This is a genomic window from Mesorhizobium sp. C416B, assembly GCF_030323165.1.
In the GTDB taxonomy this organism is placed as follows: domain Bacteria; phylum Pseudomonadota; class Alphaproteobacteria; order Rhizobiales; family Rhizobiaceae; genus Mesorhizobium.
This window is the reverse complement of record NZ_CP100471.1, coordinates 5,950,206-5,967,137: the sequence shown is the minus strand read 5'-3', so window position 1 is coordinate 5,967,137 and position 16,932 is coordinate 5,950,206. Positions and strand designations below refer to the sequence as shown.

Genomic DNA, 16,932 nt, shown 5'->3' with positions numbered 1-16,932 from the left:
CCCCAGCCCCCTATTGAACTCTGATACGCGGATTGAGGAACGCGTAGCCGACATCCGAGATGAGCTGCGTGATCAGCACGATGAACACCGAGACCAGTGAACAGCCAAGCAGCAGATCGATGTCGTTGTTGCCGGCGGCCTCGACCAGCGTGTAGCCAAAGCCCTGGTAGCGGAACATCACCTCGACGATGACGACGCCGGTAAGCAGCCAAGGAAATTGCAGCATGATGACGGTGAAGGGCGCGATCAGCGCATTGCGCAGCGCGTGCTTGACGACGACGCTGCCGAAGGAAAGCCCTTTCAGCCGGGCGGTGCGGATATATTGCTGCGTCATCACCTCGACCATCGAGGCGCGTGTCATGCGGGCGATGTAGCCGATGCCGTAGATCGCCAGCGTCATCACCGGCAGGGTGAAATTGTAGAAGGTGATGCCCTGGCTTGCCGAGGCGGCCGAACCGTTCAGCCAGCCGAGCCAGGAGGCGAAGATGACGGTGAAGATGACGCCGGACACATATTCGGGCGTCGCCGTCGACGCGATCGATGCGACGGACAGCGTTCGGTCCGTTCGCGAGCCCTCGCGCATGCCGGCCAGGATGCCGATCAGCAGCGAAATCGGCACCATCACCAACAGCACGCAGAGCATCAGGATACCGGTGGCGGCGAGTGCGGGGAAGAGCTTTGACGCAACGGAGGTTTTGAACTTGGTCGAGCAGCCGAAATCACCTTCCAGGATGCCGGAGAATTTCGGCTCCAGCGGATCGTTGCAGAAGGAGAAACGCTGCGTCGGCTTGCCGGTCGCCGGATCGGTCACCGGTTGCTTCGGGACGACGCCCAGCCATTGCCCGTAGCGCACGAAGAAGTTCTGCCGGTAGCCATGGTTGACCAGCCAGCTTTCGAGCTGTTCGGCCGATGTGTGCATTTCGGTCTGGCTGATCGCCAGCTTCTTCAAATTCGGCTCGAGGTTGATCAGGAAGAAGACGATCATCGTCAGGCACAGCATCGTCAATGCCATGGTGCCGAGACGCCGGATTACGAAAGAAAGCATGGCGGTCCCCTGCCGGTCTGGTTGGGGTTGGAGCCAGTTCGAAAAACCAGCTTTGCCGTTGCCGGCAGAGTTGGCCGTCAAATCGGCACTCGGATGCAATCAACCCAGTTTTATTGAACGGTCTTTCAGGAGAGTCCGCAACTTTTTGCTGCGGCGGCTTCCGGTTCTGGACGATGCAAGGCGTGACGGGAAGGAGCGAAGCGCCCCTTCCCTGACGTTCCGATCACGCCTGGTCGAGCCAGACCTTGCCGTAGTCGCGCTCGAAGGTCGGATGCATCTTGTAATTCTGCACCGCCTTGACCGAGTGGCTGTAGAGCTTGCGCCAGTATGGCTGGATCATGATGCCGGAATCCTGCAGGATCTGCTCGATGTCCTTCATCATCTCCTTGCGCTTGGCCGCATCGGCAACGGCCAATGCTGCATTGAGCTTGGCATCCCATTCGGGGTTGGAATAGGCCGACTCGTTCCAGGCCTCGCCGGTGCGATAGCCGATCGCCAGAACCTGAACGCCGAGCGGGCGCATGTTCCAGTTGGTCATCGACAGCGGGTACTTGGTCCAGTCGTTCCAGAACGTCGAGCCCGGCAGCACCGTGCGCTTTACCTTGAGGCCGGCGTCGCGCATCTGCGCGGCGATGGCGTCGCCGGTATTCTTGTGCCAGTCTTCGTCGACCGTGATCAGCTCATGCTCGAAGTCGGCCTGGCCGGCTTCCGCCATCAGCGCCTTGGCCTTGGCCGGATCGCGAGCGACTTTGGGCAGCTCGTAATATTCCGGGTGGATTTGGCAGACATGGTGGTTTTCAGCCACCGTGCCGGCATTTCCGTAGCCAAGCTGCAGAACGACATTGTTGTCGACCGCCAACTGCAGCGCGTTGCGCACTTTCTGATCGCCGTAAGGCTTGTTGTTGATGTTGGTGCGGCACACGATGGTCGACGCGGTGACGATTTCGGACTTGACCAGGTCCAGTCCGTCGAGGATCGACACATAGTCGGCCGAGGTCTCGAAATTGGTATGGACTTCGCCGGCCTCGAAGGCACTGACCATGGCTGCCGGATCGGTGCCGTAGTCGACGAATTCGATGCCGTCGAGGAACACCTCGCCGTCCCACCACTTGTTGTCCTCGCGGCGCTTGTAGACCACCTTCTGGCCGACATCGTAGGAGACGAGCTCGAACGGGCCGGTACCGATCGGGCAGGCTTTGAAGTCGCCGCCCTTCTCGTCGAAGCTCTTGTGCACGATGAGGCCGGGATAGTCGCACATGTTCGGAATGAGCGCGATGTCAGCCTTGCCGAGCTTCAGCTTGACGGTGTGGTCGTCAACCTTGGTCACGGCGCTTTCGTCGAGCTTGTCGTCCTTGACCAGCGTGCCGAGACGGCCAGGCATGGAATTGCCCTCGGCCTTCTTGTCGGCCCAGCGCTTGAGATTGAAGATGACGTCATCGGCGGTGAAGGCATCGCCATTCGACCAGGTCACACCCTTGCGCACATGCAACGTGTACTCGGTGGCGTCGTCGTTGACCTCCCAGCTCTCCAGAAGGTACGGGCGGAACGTGTATTCGCTGGTGTACTTGACCAGCGGCTCAAGCGCCTGACGCTCGGCATTGGCGATTTCCGACCAGTCGGCCTTGCGCGGATCCTTGGGATCCTTGACCCATTGCGCGACTTTAAGGATGCCGCCCTTCTTGCCCTGCACCTCTTCGGCCCTGGCTTGGGTCGGCACGGCTACGCCGAGCATGCCGTAGGCCATCGCAGTCGACGCGCCGAACACGCTCGCCATGGCGAGGAACTCGCGGCGATCGACTTTGCCTGCCTTGGCTTCTTCGGCCATGGCCAGGATGTGATCGGGAACGCGATCGCCATTACTCTTGTAATTTGTCATACCTTAACTCCCATTGTTGGCTTTCCGCCTTTTAACATTCCGCATCCCTGCCGTGATGTCAAAGACGGCATGGCTACGGAACCTGTTAGGGAATGTGCAACTTTGAAAAGGGAGCGGTTCGCGTGATAACGACAGACTTGGCGCAAAAGTGCTAGCGCGCCCAGATTCCGCCGGAATCTGCTTAGGCGAGTAATTGATACATTGGGCGGGTTGAGACAGCGCCAGTTCCGGTGGCGGTAAGGGCCAGGAACTCAATATTCCTTTTCGTAGAATATGCCGCCCTTGGCCTCACCGCCATCGTTGGCCTCGCCGCGCAGCTTGACGCCGCGTCCGACATTGAGGTCGATCGTCGCCTTGCCCGATCCTGGCCTGTCGCCTTTCTGGATCGTCACATAGGTGCGGTCATTGAGGTACTTGCCCGCCGACACGGCGGTGCCGCCCTGGTCATCGGTGGTCACATCCAGGTCATCGACGCCGATTGCACTGCGCAGGTTTTCGAGCAGCGAGGTCGAGCCGCCGACGCCGGCCAGTTGGCCGGCGGCCTCGGCCAGCTGCGCGATCTGAAGCGGCGACAGGTTCGACATAGAGCGGCCGAAAATCAGCTGCGCCAGCACCTCGTCCTCGGGCAGCGCCGGCACCGAGGAGAAGTCGAATTTCGGATTGGTCGCTTCGCCCGAGACGACGATGGTGACGGTGGCGCTGGTCGTGGTCGATGTCGCGGTCAAGTTGAGGTAGGGCACCAGCGAGCCCGAAAAGCCGACCGTGCCTTCGGTAAAGGTCAGCCGCTTGCCGAGAATCGACAGCCGCCCACGCTGCAAGGTGAAGGTGCCGACCGCCTGCGGCGAAGCCGCCGGGCCGGTCAGCCTTAGCGAACCGCCGAACTCGGCATCGACGCCCCTGCCCTGGATGAAGATCTGGTTCGGCGCATTGACCGTGACGTCGAGGACAAGCCCACTGCCGCCACCACCGCTGGCCGCCGCCGGTCGCAAGGCCTTGTCCTGCGCCCGCACGGAGGCGGGCGCGTTCTTGTGCTTGACACCGAGCGCTGCCAGCGAGCCCGGCAGCTTATCGGGAACGGTGATGACGGTCTTGGCCAGGTTGACGGTGCCCGAAATCACCGGCGCCGAGGTGAGCGGCCCCTTAATGGTCAGGTCGCCGCCGAGATTGGCTGTCACCACCCTGCCGTCGGTATAGCGGCCGTCGACCAGCTTGATCGACAAATCGGCTGGGAAACCTTGCGCCGGATTGATGCCGAGGGTGCCGGAGGCCGACAGGCTGCCGCGTGTCGACAGCGTGCCGGTCAGCCGGTTGATCCGGGCAACGCCGTTGCCGATCGAAATGTCGGCGGCAATGTCATTGACGGCAAGACCGGAACGCGCGTCGACCAGGCGGGCGCCCGACGTGCTGACCGTGCCGCCGATCACCGGCGACGCCGCCGGGCCGCGCATCTGGATATTGACGTTGGCGGTGCCGCTGAGCGACAGCCCTTGCGCCGCAAGCTTGGCGGCCAGGAAGGAAAATGGCACCTTGCCGTTGAAGTCGAGCACCAGCGCTGGTGTGCCGGCCGTCGTCACCGTACCGCCGCCCTTGAGGCCAAGCCCGGCGCCGTCGCTGATGTCGGCGTTGAAGGTGAGCTTCTTGCCGGCGAATGTTCCCGACGAAGAGATATTCATGCCGCCAAGACCGGCGCTGCGCGTCTGCGAGGTCTGCACCCCACCAGCATCGATATCGAAAGCGACAGTCGGATTGCCCGGCGCGCCGGTTACCTTGACTGTTCCCGAAATCGAACCGGCGGCCTGGAGGCCCGGCGAAAAACTGTTGGCCAGCGAAGCCGGCACCTTCGACAGCGCGGCACTGATGTCGAGTGCCTGCCCGACCTTGCCGGTCACCGTCGCCGTGCCGCCACCGAGATTGAGCACCAGCTTGTCCAGCGTCGTGGTGCCGTTGGCGATGCTGACGGTCGAGGCCTGGGCGATGGCCGCCTTGATGCCCTGCACCGTGGCCTGGCCGGAAGCGAGTTCGATGGTGGTGGTGCCGCCAGCCACCTTTACCCTGCCCGCAGCCCTCGCCGGAATGCCCTTGACGGTGGCGCCGCCGGAAAACCCGGTCCAGTCGCCGTCGCGCTTCAAATCGACATCGATGCCGCTGATGGCGGTGCCGCCGGAAATGACGCTGTCGGCGCGAATCTTGCCCGAGATGACCGGCGCGGCGAGATAGTTGGCGACCAGCGCATCGATCGACACCGTCTTCGCCTGCAGGTCGCCGCGCGTGATTGAAGCGGTCGCAGCCTTGACGGCGACGTTCGGGCCATCCGCGGTCTTGGAGAATGCAATAGTGCCGCGCACATCGCCTTCGGCCTTTTCCAGCGCCAGCGCCGCCAGCGGTCCGATATCGGGCAGGTCGAGCGCGATGGTGCCGACCGGCACGAAAGCCTCGTCGAGCGCAAGGTCGCCGGAAATCCTGTTCTTGCCGAGTGACAGCAGCAGGCCGTTGATGGCGCTCTTGCCGTCGGCAGTCGCCAGCACCGCGCTGCCTTGCAGTGCCTGCCCCGCGACATTGCCGGTCAGTTGCACATTGGCTGCCGGGTTCGCGGCATCGGCCTTGCCGGTCGCAATCAGCTTAAGTCCGGTGATTTCGCGTTCCGCCACCAGCAGGCGGTCGCTGTTGACCGTCAGCGACAGGTCCGGCGCCAGGCTGGGCCCCTGCGCGTTGAGTGCAAAGCTGATCGCGCCTTTGGCATCTTTCGACAACAGCGAGATGTCGGCCAGTGCACCCTTGATATGTGCGCTAAGCTTGTTGTCGGCGAGGCTGGCCTGACCGTCCGCGGTCAGTGCGCCCGACGCCAGCGTGACCGGATTGGCGCTGACATTGCCATTGGCATCCCGCTTCAGCGTGGCGCTGAGCTGCGTGCGCTCTGCCAGCACGCTGCGCGCCGCAGCCGGCAATGCCGCCGACAGCACGTCGGCGTTGAGGTTGAGGTCGATTGCTCCATCGGCAATGCCGACACGGCCATTGAAGGCACTGCCCAGCGCATCGCCCTGCACCGAGCCGCTGTCGATGGTAATCGCATCGGCCGCCAGGCTGCCCGCGACCTTGGCGGTGATTTTGCCGACGATCAGCGGCGCGATGGTCGGATTGTCTAGACCGATCTTGTCCGCCGTCACCGTGCCCGAGATCGGACCGGTTCGGCTTTTCATATCAAATGCATCGGAATGCAGCGCAAGCGCAATGCCCTCGACCTTGGCGTCATCCGTCGCCACCGAAGGCAGTACCGCCGAGATGTCGAGCTTGGCTTGCGCAGCCTGCCCGGCCGCCTTCACCGACAGCGCCTGCAATTCGAGCTTGATCGGGCTTTCCGCGCTGCCCAGCGTCAACGGCAGGCTCGGACCGGACGATGTCAGATCGAGCGCGAAATCGCTGGCGCCGTTCGGGTTGACGGTGCCGGCGGCCTTGCCGGAGATTTTTTGGCCCGACAGCGTCGCCTTATCCAGCACGACGCCGCCGGCCGTCGAATAGCTGCCGGCCGCATCGACATCGAGCGGTCCGAGCCCGGCCTGACGGGTCTGGCTGGTCTCGGCGCCGGCCAGTTTTGCATTAAAGCGAATGTCGGGATTTGCTGACGGCCCGGTGATTTGCGCCGTGCCGTCGAGCGTGCCCGCGGCATCGAGGCCGGGCGAAAAGCCATTGGCAAGCGCAGCCGGCAGCGCCGAGAAGGTCGCCGCCAGATCGAGCGTCTGGCCCGCCGTGCCCGACAGCGTCACCGAGCCGCCGCCGAGATCGACTACCAGCCTTTGAATGTTGGTTATGCCATCGGCAATGGTCAGGCTCGACGGCTCGGCGATCGCCACCTTGATGCCGCGCACCGTCGCCTCGCCGGACGCGATCTCGACGCTGGTCGCGCCCCCGGCAATCTTCGCCCGCCCGGCAGCTGTCGCCGGAATGCCTGATATGGTTGCGCCGCCGGTGAAATTCGTCCAGTCGCCGTCACGCTTGAGGTCGACGCCGATGCCACTGACGACGGTCGTTCCCGAGGTCACGCTCTCGGCCTTGATCGTGCCGGAGATCGCAGGGCTGTTGAGATAGTTGGCGATCAGTGCGCTGACGGTGACTGCCTTGGCTGCCACATCACCGCGCGCGATCGACACGCTGGCTGCATTGATGGTGACAGTGGGAGCCTCGCCGTCTTTGGCGAACACCACGGTGCCGCCGATATCGCCGGCCGCCGTCTGCCCGGCCAGCGACGCCAGCGGCGCGATATCGGGGGCGGAGATCGTCAGCGTCCCCAGCGGCAGGAATTTTTCATCGAGCGTGAGGTCGCCCGACACCTTGTTGTCGCCCAGCGCTACGCTGAGCCCCTTGATGGAGCGCTTGCCATCGCTCGTCACCAGCGCCGCCTTGATGGCGAGCGGCTGTTCGTCGACCGCGCCGGTCAGCGAGACATCTGCGGCCGGGCTCACAATGTCGGCCTTGCCCGATGCGGTCAGCTTGATGTCCTTGACGGTGCGGCCGGAGGCCGTCAGGCTGGCACTGTCGGCCGAAACCGAGAAATCCGGTGCGTTGCGCGCGCCGCTTGCCGTCAGCGCGAAATCGACCCCGCCGGCGATCGGCACGCCGACCAGCGAAGACAGCACCGAGACGTCGCCGAGCTTGCCCTTGATGTCGGCCTGGATATCGCTGCCTTGCGCGCTGGCGGTGCCGCTGGCGCTCAGCGAACCGGAAGTGAGTTCGATCGAGTTGGCGGCGAAAGAGCCCTGCGGATCGCGCGTCGCGGTCGCCGAGAATTTGACCCGTTCGCCAAGCAGTGAACTGATCTGCGGCGGCAGCGCCGTCGACACCGCATCGGCATTCATCTTGAGTTTCATGGCGAGGTCGGCCAGCGCCACCTTGGCCGTCAGCCCGGCATTGAGCGCATCGCTGCGCAGCGTACCCTCATCGAGCGAGATCTCATCCTTGCTGATCGAGCCGGAAAGAGAGGCCGTCAGCTTGCCGGTGACCAGCGGGGCCAGCGTCGCGACGTCGGTCTTCAGCCCGGCCGCCGCCAGCGACACGCTGACCGGGCCGCTGCGGTTCTCGATGTCGAAACCGTCGGAATGGATCTTCGCATCCAGATTGTTCACCTGAGAGCCGCCCGCCACCACCGACACCAGTGAAGCGCTGGCGTCAATCATCGGCGCCTTGCCGTCACCGAAGGCGCGCGCGGTCACATTGTTGATGGCCACCATGATCGGCTGCGCCTGGGTACCGACATTGACCGTGACCGGCTTGGCTTTGGCCACGAGTTCGACCGAAAGGTCGCTGGCGCCCTTGGGGTCGACCATGCCGGCAGCGGTACCATGAACTGCGTCGCTCTCGATCGCAGCGCGCTCGATGTCGACGCCGCCGGTCGCGGTCGCGGTGCCGGCTAGGTCGAAGCTGGTCTTGCCGGCAAACAGCGACTTGAACCGTTCCGGCAGGAAGCCTTCGAACGAACCGTCGCCCTTGGCCTCGATCCGGTTGCCCTTGTCGGTGAGCTGGTGCCGGCCGGTGAGCTGGGTAACGATCTGACCGTCGACCATGAAGGTGCCGATGCCGCTCCAGTTGGCCAGCGGCCCGGTGCCCGAGACGACGATGTTGACCGGCGGCGCGCCGGGTAGCTTGAGCAGGTTGGCGATGATGCCGCCGGCCGGCTCGGAAGCCTTGAGATCGAGGTCGAGCTTGTTTTCATCCGGCGCGAAGTGGATGTTGGCGTCGACATTGCCTTGCTTGCCGTCATGGCGGGTAACGTTGAGCACCGTCTGGATCGCCAGCGGCGACGCATCGACCTTGGCCGATCCCTTGGCCGCAAGTTCGGCAATGCCGCTGCCGGCAAGTTGCTGGCCGAGCGCGATCTCCGGCAAATCGATCGCTCTGATATCAAGCGAAACCGGCAGGCCGGTCGACCCGCTCTTGCTCGGCTCGGTGCTCGCCATAGGCAGCCGTGCCAGTTCTATCCGTTCGGCCGCTATGCGGTCGGCGCTGAAATTCTTCGACAACAGCGCCAGCGGCGACCAGTCGACGGCCACCTTGCGGGCCACCAGCCAGGCGCCCTCGCGGTCTTCCAGCACGACATGGTCGACCGTCAGCGCGCCGGACCAGATACCGTTAATGCCGCTGACCGTGACTTTGCTGTCCCCTGACGAGGCCATGTCAGAGATGATGCCGGCGAGATTTTCGCGGCCGCGCTCGGTCTTGGTCAGCACGACCAACGCGCCGATGCCCGCCGCCGCCACGATCAGCAGCGTGTAGAAAAACAGGCGAAGGATGCGTTTCAAAATCTTCATCGTCAGAACGCCTGTCCGATCCCGGCATAGATGCCGAAACGCGGGTCGCCACGGTCGCGGTTGAGCGGCACGGCGGCGTCGATGCGCAGCGGCCCGAACGGCGTGATGTAGCGCAGGCCAACGCCCGCGCCGACCTTCACGTCTGAAAAGTCCGGCGTCGCTGTGGTCGAGACAGTGCCGGCGTCGACGAACGGCACGATGCCGATCGTGTCGGTCAGAGCAATGCGCATTTCGACCGATGTTTCGAAGAAGGAAAGCCCGCCGATCGGCTGATTGTCGATGTCCTTCGGTCCGATGCCCTGATAGGCATAGCCCCGCACCGAGCCGCCACCGCCGGAATAGAAGCGCCTGTCGGCTGGAACGTTCTGAAGGCCGGTGCCGACGATCGAACCCAGCGCGACGCGTTCGGCAAGCACGAATTTCGAGGCCGTGTCGAGCGACTGATAGGCCGACCCCTCGCCCCTGAGCTTGAGGAAGGCGGCGCCGCTCAGAATGTCGTAACTCGGTTCGGCATAGGCCAGAACCCTGAAGCCGCTGGTCGGGTTGAGCCGGTTGTCCCTGTTGTCGTAGACATATTGCAGCGGAATGCTGGCGATCAGGTATTTGTGCTTGCCGAAAGCGTCGGTGATCCTGGAGTAGTCGAGCGCGATTTCAGCCGAAACCGTCTGCTTCTTGTCGATCTCATAGGACAGGCCGGTGCTGCCCTTGACCGAAAAATGGTCGTAGGCGTCGGGATGTTCGAGTACGGTCTTGACGCTGGCGATGAATTTCGAGGCCGGCCCGACCACCCCCGGCTTCTCGAACATGATGCCGGCATTGTAGTTGAGCTCGCTGAGATCGTTGCTGCCGATGCCGCTGATCTTGCCCTCGATGCGCAGCTTTTCGGCCCGGCCGAACAGATTTCGGTGGCCCCAATAGCCTTCCAGGCCTAGCCCTTCGGTGTTGGAGAAAGTGCCGCCGACGCCGAAATAGCGTGGTTTGCGCTCGCTGACCTGAACGCCGATCGGAATGTTGCCGTCGGGGTCAAGACTGTCGGCTTCCTTCAGCGTCACGCTGTTGAACACTTCGAGCCTCAGCAGCCGGTCGCGGGCATCGTCGATCTCGTCGGGCGAATATTGCCGGCCGCGTTTCAGCCCGGTCATATATTCGGTGAACTCGCGATCGACCTTCTCGGTGCCATCGACGGTGGTGTCGCCATAGCCGGCAACCGGCCCGGCGGCCACCGTCAGCGTCACGTCGAGCGTCGAGGTGGTGTGCTCGGCCACGACCTGCCGGTCGGTGATCCGGGCCAGCGGCCGGCCCTCCTGCTTCAGCGCCCGCACGATCAGCGCCTCGGCCTTGAGCACGGCGCCCGAGCCGGCATCGCCGCCGGCTATCAGGCCGAAATCGGCGCTCGCCAGCCCGGCGGCATCGCCCTCCAGCCTGATATTTCCGAGTGTGAATTTGGGCCCGCTGGCGATGCTGACCACCACCGGGATCGGCTGCGGACCAGTGAATTCGGCATCGGGCGGCAAATCGTCGAGCGCCTTGCCCTGGATGGTGATGGTGACGACGCCTTCATAGCGGGCGTCGGCATAAAGCGCGGCGACCAGCTGTTCGCGGTCGCTACGCGCCTTTGCCAAAAGGCCGAGCGAGCCGGAAACCGGGCGGTCCTCGTCGGATTTCAGCGACGAGGCGTTTTCGAGCTTCTTGATCAGGTCCTTGTCGGCATCGGGCGCTTCGATGGTCACCGCATAGCGCAGCGGGTCGACGATATCGGCGTCCTCGTCATTCGAAGAGCCCCACAATTTGATGCCGAAGAGCTCGAAGGCGGCCGCCGACCCCGATTCGGCAACGAGCACGCTCGAGCACGCCAACGCCACAATCAGCGCGCGCGAAAGCGTGCGCCGTGGCGCACTTACCTTCGACATCTGCGCTTCATACGCCGGCATCAGGACAACCTAGGTTACAAAACTAAAATTGGAATGAAGTTTTGAAGCGCTCGTAAAGGGGCCACAATCCAATTGTCTGAAATAGGCAGGGCTTGGAATTCACACCTTCTGCGTTTTCGCAAGAAAGCGTGATCCCTTTCCCGTGGATGAACTATCGGCATACCGGTCATTGGCCGGTTTGGGAACCGTTGGCGGGCGGAAACCTGCCCGTCCTCGTGTTGACAAGCTTGACTGAAGCTTGAACATGCCGCGGACGTAGCAGTGTCTGGAGGGTGTTATGGCGATGCGCGCGGCGGCTCGTGGTCTGTCGATCTTGATTCTTCTCGTTTTCGCCTGGGGGTCTGTAGCGCAAGCGGCCGAAGCCCGCCGGGTGGTGACCTCAAATAATTCCGACTATTTCGGCTTCGATCTCAGATCGGACCAGAATGTCAGCCTCGATCAGTGCAAGACGACATGCCTCGGCGACCCCGCCTGCCGCGCCTTTACTTACAACAACAAGGCCAAATGGTGCTTCCTAAAATCCGACTATAACCAGTTGAAACCCTTCAGCGGCGCGGTCGCAGGCAAGGTCGTCAATGTCGATGGCGACCCCGATATCGGCGCCCCGCCGGAACTCGCCTTCTTCCCCAACTGGATGGCCGACCAGGCCCAGCAATACCGCAACAAGCTGACCGATCCGGCCTATGACAAGCCGACCGACGGGCTGGAATCACTCCGCGCCGCCGCCGAACAGGCTGCACTGACCGGCGACCATGGCCAGGCCATGAACAAATACGAGGCCGCGGTCTCGGTCCTGCCTGACGACGGCCAGCTTTGGCTCGGTCTGGCGCGTGAAACGCTTGCCATACAGCCGGCCAGCGGCACCTCCGAATCCTACAATCTGCCGGTCAAAGGCACCTCCGCCGCCATCAACGCCTACAAGTTGCTGCGCACCACCAAGACCCGCGCCGAAGTGCTGGCGCTGCTCGGCAACGGCCTCGACCGCCGCGATCTCTACCGTCCAGCCCTGCAGGCTTATGAAGCCAGCCTCGCGCTGGTCAGTTCGCCGGCGGTCAAGGCCGAATATGAGGATCTCAAGGCCCGCAAGGGCTTCCGCGTCATCGATCACTCGATCGACGCCGACACCAGCGCGCCGCGCATTTGCGCGCAGTTTTCCGAGGAGCTTGTCAAGACCGGCGTCGACTACGCCCAGTTCGTCACCGTCGACAACCAGCCGCCCAAGGGCGTCGAGGCAAAGGACAAGCAGATCTGCGTCGAAGGCCTGGAGCACGGCCAACATTACGAAGTGACCTTCCGCGCCGGCCTGCCGGCCGCCATTGGCGAGGTCACCGCCGCTCCGGTCGTGCTGTCGATCTATGTGCAGGACCGCGCGCCGTCCGCCCGTTTCACCGGCGACAGCTTCGTGCTGCCCGCCGGCGCCCGCCGCGGCATCCCGGTCGTCACCGTCAACATGAATGCCGCACAGATGAAGCTCTACCGCATCGGCGATCGTTCGCTGGCGCAGCTTCTGTCCGGCTATCAGTTCCTGAAGCAGCTCGACGGCTATGATATCTCCAGCATTTCCGACCAGATGGGTGAGCCGGTCTGGCAGGGCCAGCTCGACATCGCCAACGACCTCAACAAGGACGTCACGACGTCGTTCCCGGTCGACGAAGCTTTGCCGCAGCGCAAGCCCGGCGTCTACGTGCTGACCGCGCAAGCGGTAAACGAAAACGACGAGGACAATTACAATTCGCTTGCCACGCAGTGGTTCGTCGTCTCCGACATCGGCCTGTCGACCTATACCGGCCAGGATGGCCTCAATGTCTTTGCCCGCTCGCTCGGAACCGCCAAGCCGATCGCCGGCGCCGAACTGACGCTGCTGGCCAGGAACAATGAAATCCTCGGCACAGCCACGTCGGACGCCGAAGGCCATGCTGTCTTCAACCCCGGCCTGACGCGCGGCGACGGCGGCATGGTGCCGGCCGTTCTGATGGCCAAGCAGGGCGACAACGATTTCGTCTTCCTCGACATGGGCCGCGCCGGCTTCGATCTGTCCGATCGCGGCGTCGCCGGACGCGCCGCACCGGGCGCGCTCGATGTCTATGCCTGGACCGAACGCGGCATCTACCGCGCCGGCGAGGATGTGCATGTCGCAGCCCTTGCCCGCGACGGCGCCTCCAAAGCGGTGGAAAACCTGCCGCTGACCTTCATCTTCACCCGTCCCGACGGCGTCGAGAACCGCCGCATCGTTGCCGATGGCGTCTCGGCCGGCGGCTATGCCGTCGACCTGCCGCTGGAAGCCAACGCCATGCGCGGCACCTGGACGGTGTCGATCTATACCGATCCCAAGCAGGCGGCCGTTTCCAGCCAGATGTTCCTGGTCGAAGACTTCGTGCCGGATCGCATCGAGTTCGACATGAAGTCCGACAAGCAGGAGATCGCCCAGGGCGAAACCGCCAACATCGACATTGACGGCCGCTTCCTCTATGGCGCGCCGGCCGCCGGCCTCGCGCTCGAAGGCGAGCTGACGCTGTCGACGGCGCGCGACTGGGACCGTTTCGCCGGCTATTCGTTCGGCCTTGCCGACGAGCAGTCGGCCGAGCCTTCGGTCACCCCGTTCACCGGTCTGCCGGTGGTCGGCGACGACGGCAAGGCGACCTTCCCGGTCACGGTCGACCAGTTGCCCGCGACCACCAAGCTGGTCGACGCCAAGGTCACGGTTCGCATGCGTGAAACCGGCGGCCGCGCCATCGAACGCTCGCTCAACATCGGCATCCGCCCGCAAGGCCACATGATCGGCATTCGTCCGGATTTCGCCGACAATGAGGTGCCGCAGGGCGGCACCGCCAAGTTCAGCCTCATCGCGGTCGACCCCGACGGCAAGCGCGAGACGCTGAAGGGCGCGCAGTGGTCGCTGGTCAAGGTCGAACGCAATTACCAGTGGTACCGCAACAACAACTCGTGGAACTACGAACCGGTCACCTTCACCAAGTCGATCGCCAACGGCCAGGTCGATCTCAGCGCCGATGCCGAGGCGACCGTGACGATGCCGGTCGACTGGGGCCAGTACCGGCTGGAGATCGAGACTGCCGATCCCGAGGGCCCGGCGACCAGCTATGAGTTCGACGCCGGCTGGTATGTCTCCTCGACCTCCACCGAAACGCCTGATGGGCTCGAGATCGCTCTCGACAAGGACAGCTATGCCGTCGGCGACGTGGCCAAGCTGAAGGTGTCGCCGCATTTTGCCGGCGAACTGCTGGTCACCATCGGCGCCGACAAGCTGCTCAAGACCGTCACGGCAACCGTGCCGGCCGGCGGCAGCACGGTCGACATCCCGGTCGGTGACGACTGGGGCGCCGGCGCCTACATCACCGCAACCCTGCTCCGGCCCGGCGATGCCCAGGAAACCCGCATGCCGGCGCGCGCCATCGGCGTAAAATGGCTGACGGTCGACCCGGGCTCGAAAAAGCTCGCGGTTACCCTGACGCCGCCGGACAAGACGATGCCGCGCCAGCAGCTGTCGATCCCGGTTTCGGTCGCCGGCGTAGCGCCGGGCAGCAATGCCTATGTCACGGTCGCTGCCGTCGATGTCGGCATTTTGAACCTCACCAACTACAAGGCGCCGGATCCGGAGGGCTGGTATTTCGGCCAGCGCATGCTCGGGCTCGAAGTCCGCGACATCTATGGCCGTCTCATCGACGGCTCGCTCGGCACCAGCGGCAAGCTCAGGACCGGCGGCGACGGCGCCTCGATGCAGCCGCAAGGCAGTCCGCCGACCGAAAAGCTGGTCGCCTTCTTCTCCGGCCCGGTCCAGCTCGACGCCGACGGCAAGGCGAGGATCGACTTCGACATCCCGCAGTTCAACGGCACCGTGCGCGTCATGGCCGTCGCCTGGACCAAGGAGGCCGTCGGCCATGCCACGACCGATGTCATCGTGCGCGATCCGGTGGTGATCACCGCCGGCCTGCCCCGTTTCCTGGCGCCTGGAGATGCAGCGATCATGCGGCTCGACGTCGCCGACACCGACGGTCCGGAGGGCGACTATGCCCTGTCGATCGCCACGACCGGCGACCTCTCGACCGGCGACAAGCCCTTGCCCGAAAAGCTGACGCTGGCCAAGGGCAAGCGCCAGACGCTGACCGTGCCGCTGATTGCACAGACGGCGGGCAATGCCTCGATCACCATCAAGCTCGCCCATGGCGACGGCACCGCCGTCGAGCAGACGCTGTATGTTCCGGTGCGTCCGGCGCAATTGCCGGTCACCACCCGTCTGGTCGTCGACCTCAAGGGCAATGGCGGCTCGCTGCGCGTCGACAAGGAGCTGCTCGCGGCAAGCCTGCTCGACGGCGCCTCGATCAGCGTCGGCGTTTCGCAGGCTGCCGCCTTCGACGTGCCGTCGCTGCTGATGACGCTCGACCGCTACCCCTATGGTTGCGCCGAGCAGACCACCAGCCGCGCCATGCCGCTTCTCTACGTCAACGATCTGGCGTCCGGCGTCGGCATGCAAAGCGATCCCGAACTGCACGACCGCGTCCAGGCGGCCATCTACAAGGTGCTGAGCTACCAGGCTTCGGCCGGCAGCTTCGGCCTGTGGGGTCCGGGCTCCGGCGATCTGTGGCTTGACTCTTACGTCACCGACTTTCTGACCCGGGCGCGCGAGCAGAACTACGACGTGCCGGCCCTGGCGATGAGCCAGGCGCTGAGCAATCTGCAAAACTCGATCGGTTACGACCAGGACGTCCAGGATCGCGGCAGCGAAATCGCCTACGCGCTCTATGTTCTGGCCCGCAACAAGAAGGCCTCGGTCGGCGATCTGCGCTACTACGCCGACACCAAGCTCGAAGCCTTCTCGAGCCCGATGGCCGTCGCCCAGTTGGCGGCGAGCCTGGCGCTCTACGGCGACGCGCAACGTTCGGAAGCAACCTTCCAGACGGCGCTGCAGCTGGCCAAGTCGACCACCGAGTACGACTACTACCGGTCCGACTATGGCTCGCGGCTGCGTGATGGCGCCGCGATCCTGGCGCTCGCCGCCGAATCGAGGCCGGTGCCGACCATCGTGCCGGAGCTGATCCGGCTGGTGGCAAGGGAACGCGCCGATGCCCGCTGGACCAGCACGCAGGACGAGTCCTGGATGCTTCTGGCGGCCCGCGCGCTGAAGTCGGGCAACGACTCGATCACGCTCTCGGTCAACGGCGCGCCGCATGCCGGTGGGTATTCCAACCACCTCAGCGGCACCGACATTGCCGACAGCCCGCTGACCATCGCCAACACCGGCGCCACGCCGCTGCAGGCGGTCGTCACCACGGTCGCCTCGCCGGTAGAGCCCTTGCCGGCCGGCGGCGACGGCTTCACCATCGACCGCACCTACTACAAGCTCGATGGCACCGAAGCCAACGTCACCGAGGCGACTCAGAACGAACGCTACGTGGTCGTGCTCAAGGTTTACGAGCAGAACCGCTGGCCTTCGCGCCTGCTGATCACCGACCTGTTGCCGGCCGGCTTCGAGATCGACAATCCGGGCCTTGTTTCCAGCGCCCAGCTGTCGAACTTCACCTGGCTGGCGCAAACCGACGCCGCCCATCTCGAATTCCGCGACGACCGTTTCGTCGCGGCATTCAATCCCAATGACGGCGATGGCGACCGCAACATCATGCTGGCCTATGTCGTGCGTGCGGTGACGCCGGGCACCTACGCCCATCCGGCGGCCACGGTGGAGGACATGTACCGGCCGCAATATTCGGCCCGCACCGCCACCGGCATGATGGAGATCAAGGCGCCGTAAGGCGCCTTGACGAAGAT

General features: G+C 64.2%; 5 protein-coding genes. 1 reads left to right on the top strand and 4 read right to left on the bottom strand.

The features are described from left to right. Nucleotides 1-10: 10 nt before the first annotated feature. The 4 genes from NLY43_RS28890 to NLY43_RS28875 form a co-directional block, all read right to left on the bottom strand. Nucleotides 11-1,045, bottom strand: coding sequence for an ABC transporter permease (locus NLY43_RS28890; protein WP_023668188.1), 1,035 nt, complete (start codon nt 1,043-1,045; stop codon nt 11-13). Nucleotides 1,046-1,268: 223 nt separating this feature from the next. Continuing rightward, entirely contained in the window at nt 1,269-2,921 is a 1,653-nt protein-coding gene (locus NLY43_RS28885) for an ABC transporter substrate-binding protein (RefSeq protein WP_023668187.1), read from the bottom strand. A gap of 251 nt (nt 2,922-3,172) precedes the next feature. After that, nucleotides 3,173-9,220, bottom strand: coding sequence for a translocation/assembly module TamB domain-containing protein (locus NLY43_RS28880; protein WP_023712075.1), 6,048 nt, complete (start codon nt 9,218-9,220; stop codon nt 3,173-3,175). Between the two features lie 2 nt (nt 9,221-9,222). Then, entirely contained in the window at nt 9,223-11,151 is a 1,929-nt protein-coding gene (locus NLY43_RS28875; protein WP_031199490.1) for an autotransporter assembly complex protein TamA, read from the bottom strand. Between the two features lie 277 nt (nt 11,152-11,428). Here NLY43_RS28875 and NLY43_RS28870 point away from each other — a divergent pair, with 277 nt between their 5' ends. After that, entirely contained in the window at nt 11,429-16,915 is a 5,487-nt protein-coding gene (locus NLY43_RS28870) for an alpha-2-macroglobulin family protein (RefSeq protein ID WP_286459131.1), read from the top strand. The last annotated feature ends 17 nt before the right edge of the window (nt 16,916-16,932 follow it).

Bases quoted from the DNA above. Each gene is read 5' to 3' on its own strand.
- NLY43_RS28890 (WP_023668188.1), bottom strand. From the start codon at position 1,045: ATGCTTTCTTTCGTAATCCGGCGTCTCGGCACCATGGCATTGACGATG.
- NLY43_RS28885 (WP_023668187.1), bottom strand. From the start codon at position 2,921: ATGACAAATTACAAGAGTAATGGCGATCGCGTTCCCGATCACATCCTG.
- NLY43_RS28880 (WP_023712075.1), bottom strand. From the start codon at position 9,220: ATGAAGATTTTGAAACGCATCCTTCGCCTGTTTTTCTACACGCTGCTG.
- NLY43_RS28875 (WP_031199490.1), bottom strand. From the start codon at position 11,151: ATGCCGGCGTATGAAGCGCAGATGTCGAAGGTAAGTGCGCCACGGCGC.
- NLY43_RS28870 (WP_286459131.1), top strand. From the start codon at position 11,429: ATGGCGATGCGCGCGGCGGCTCGTGGTCTGTCGATCTTGATTCTTCTC.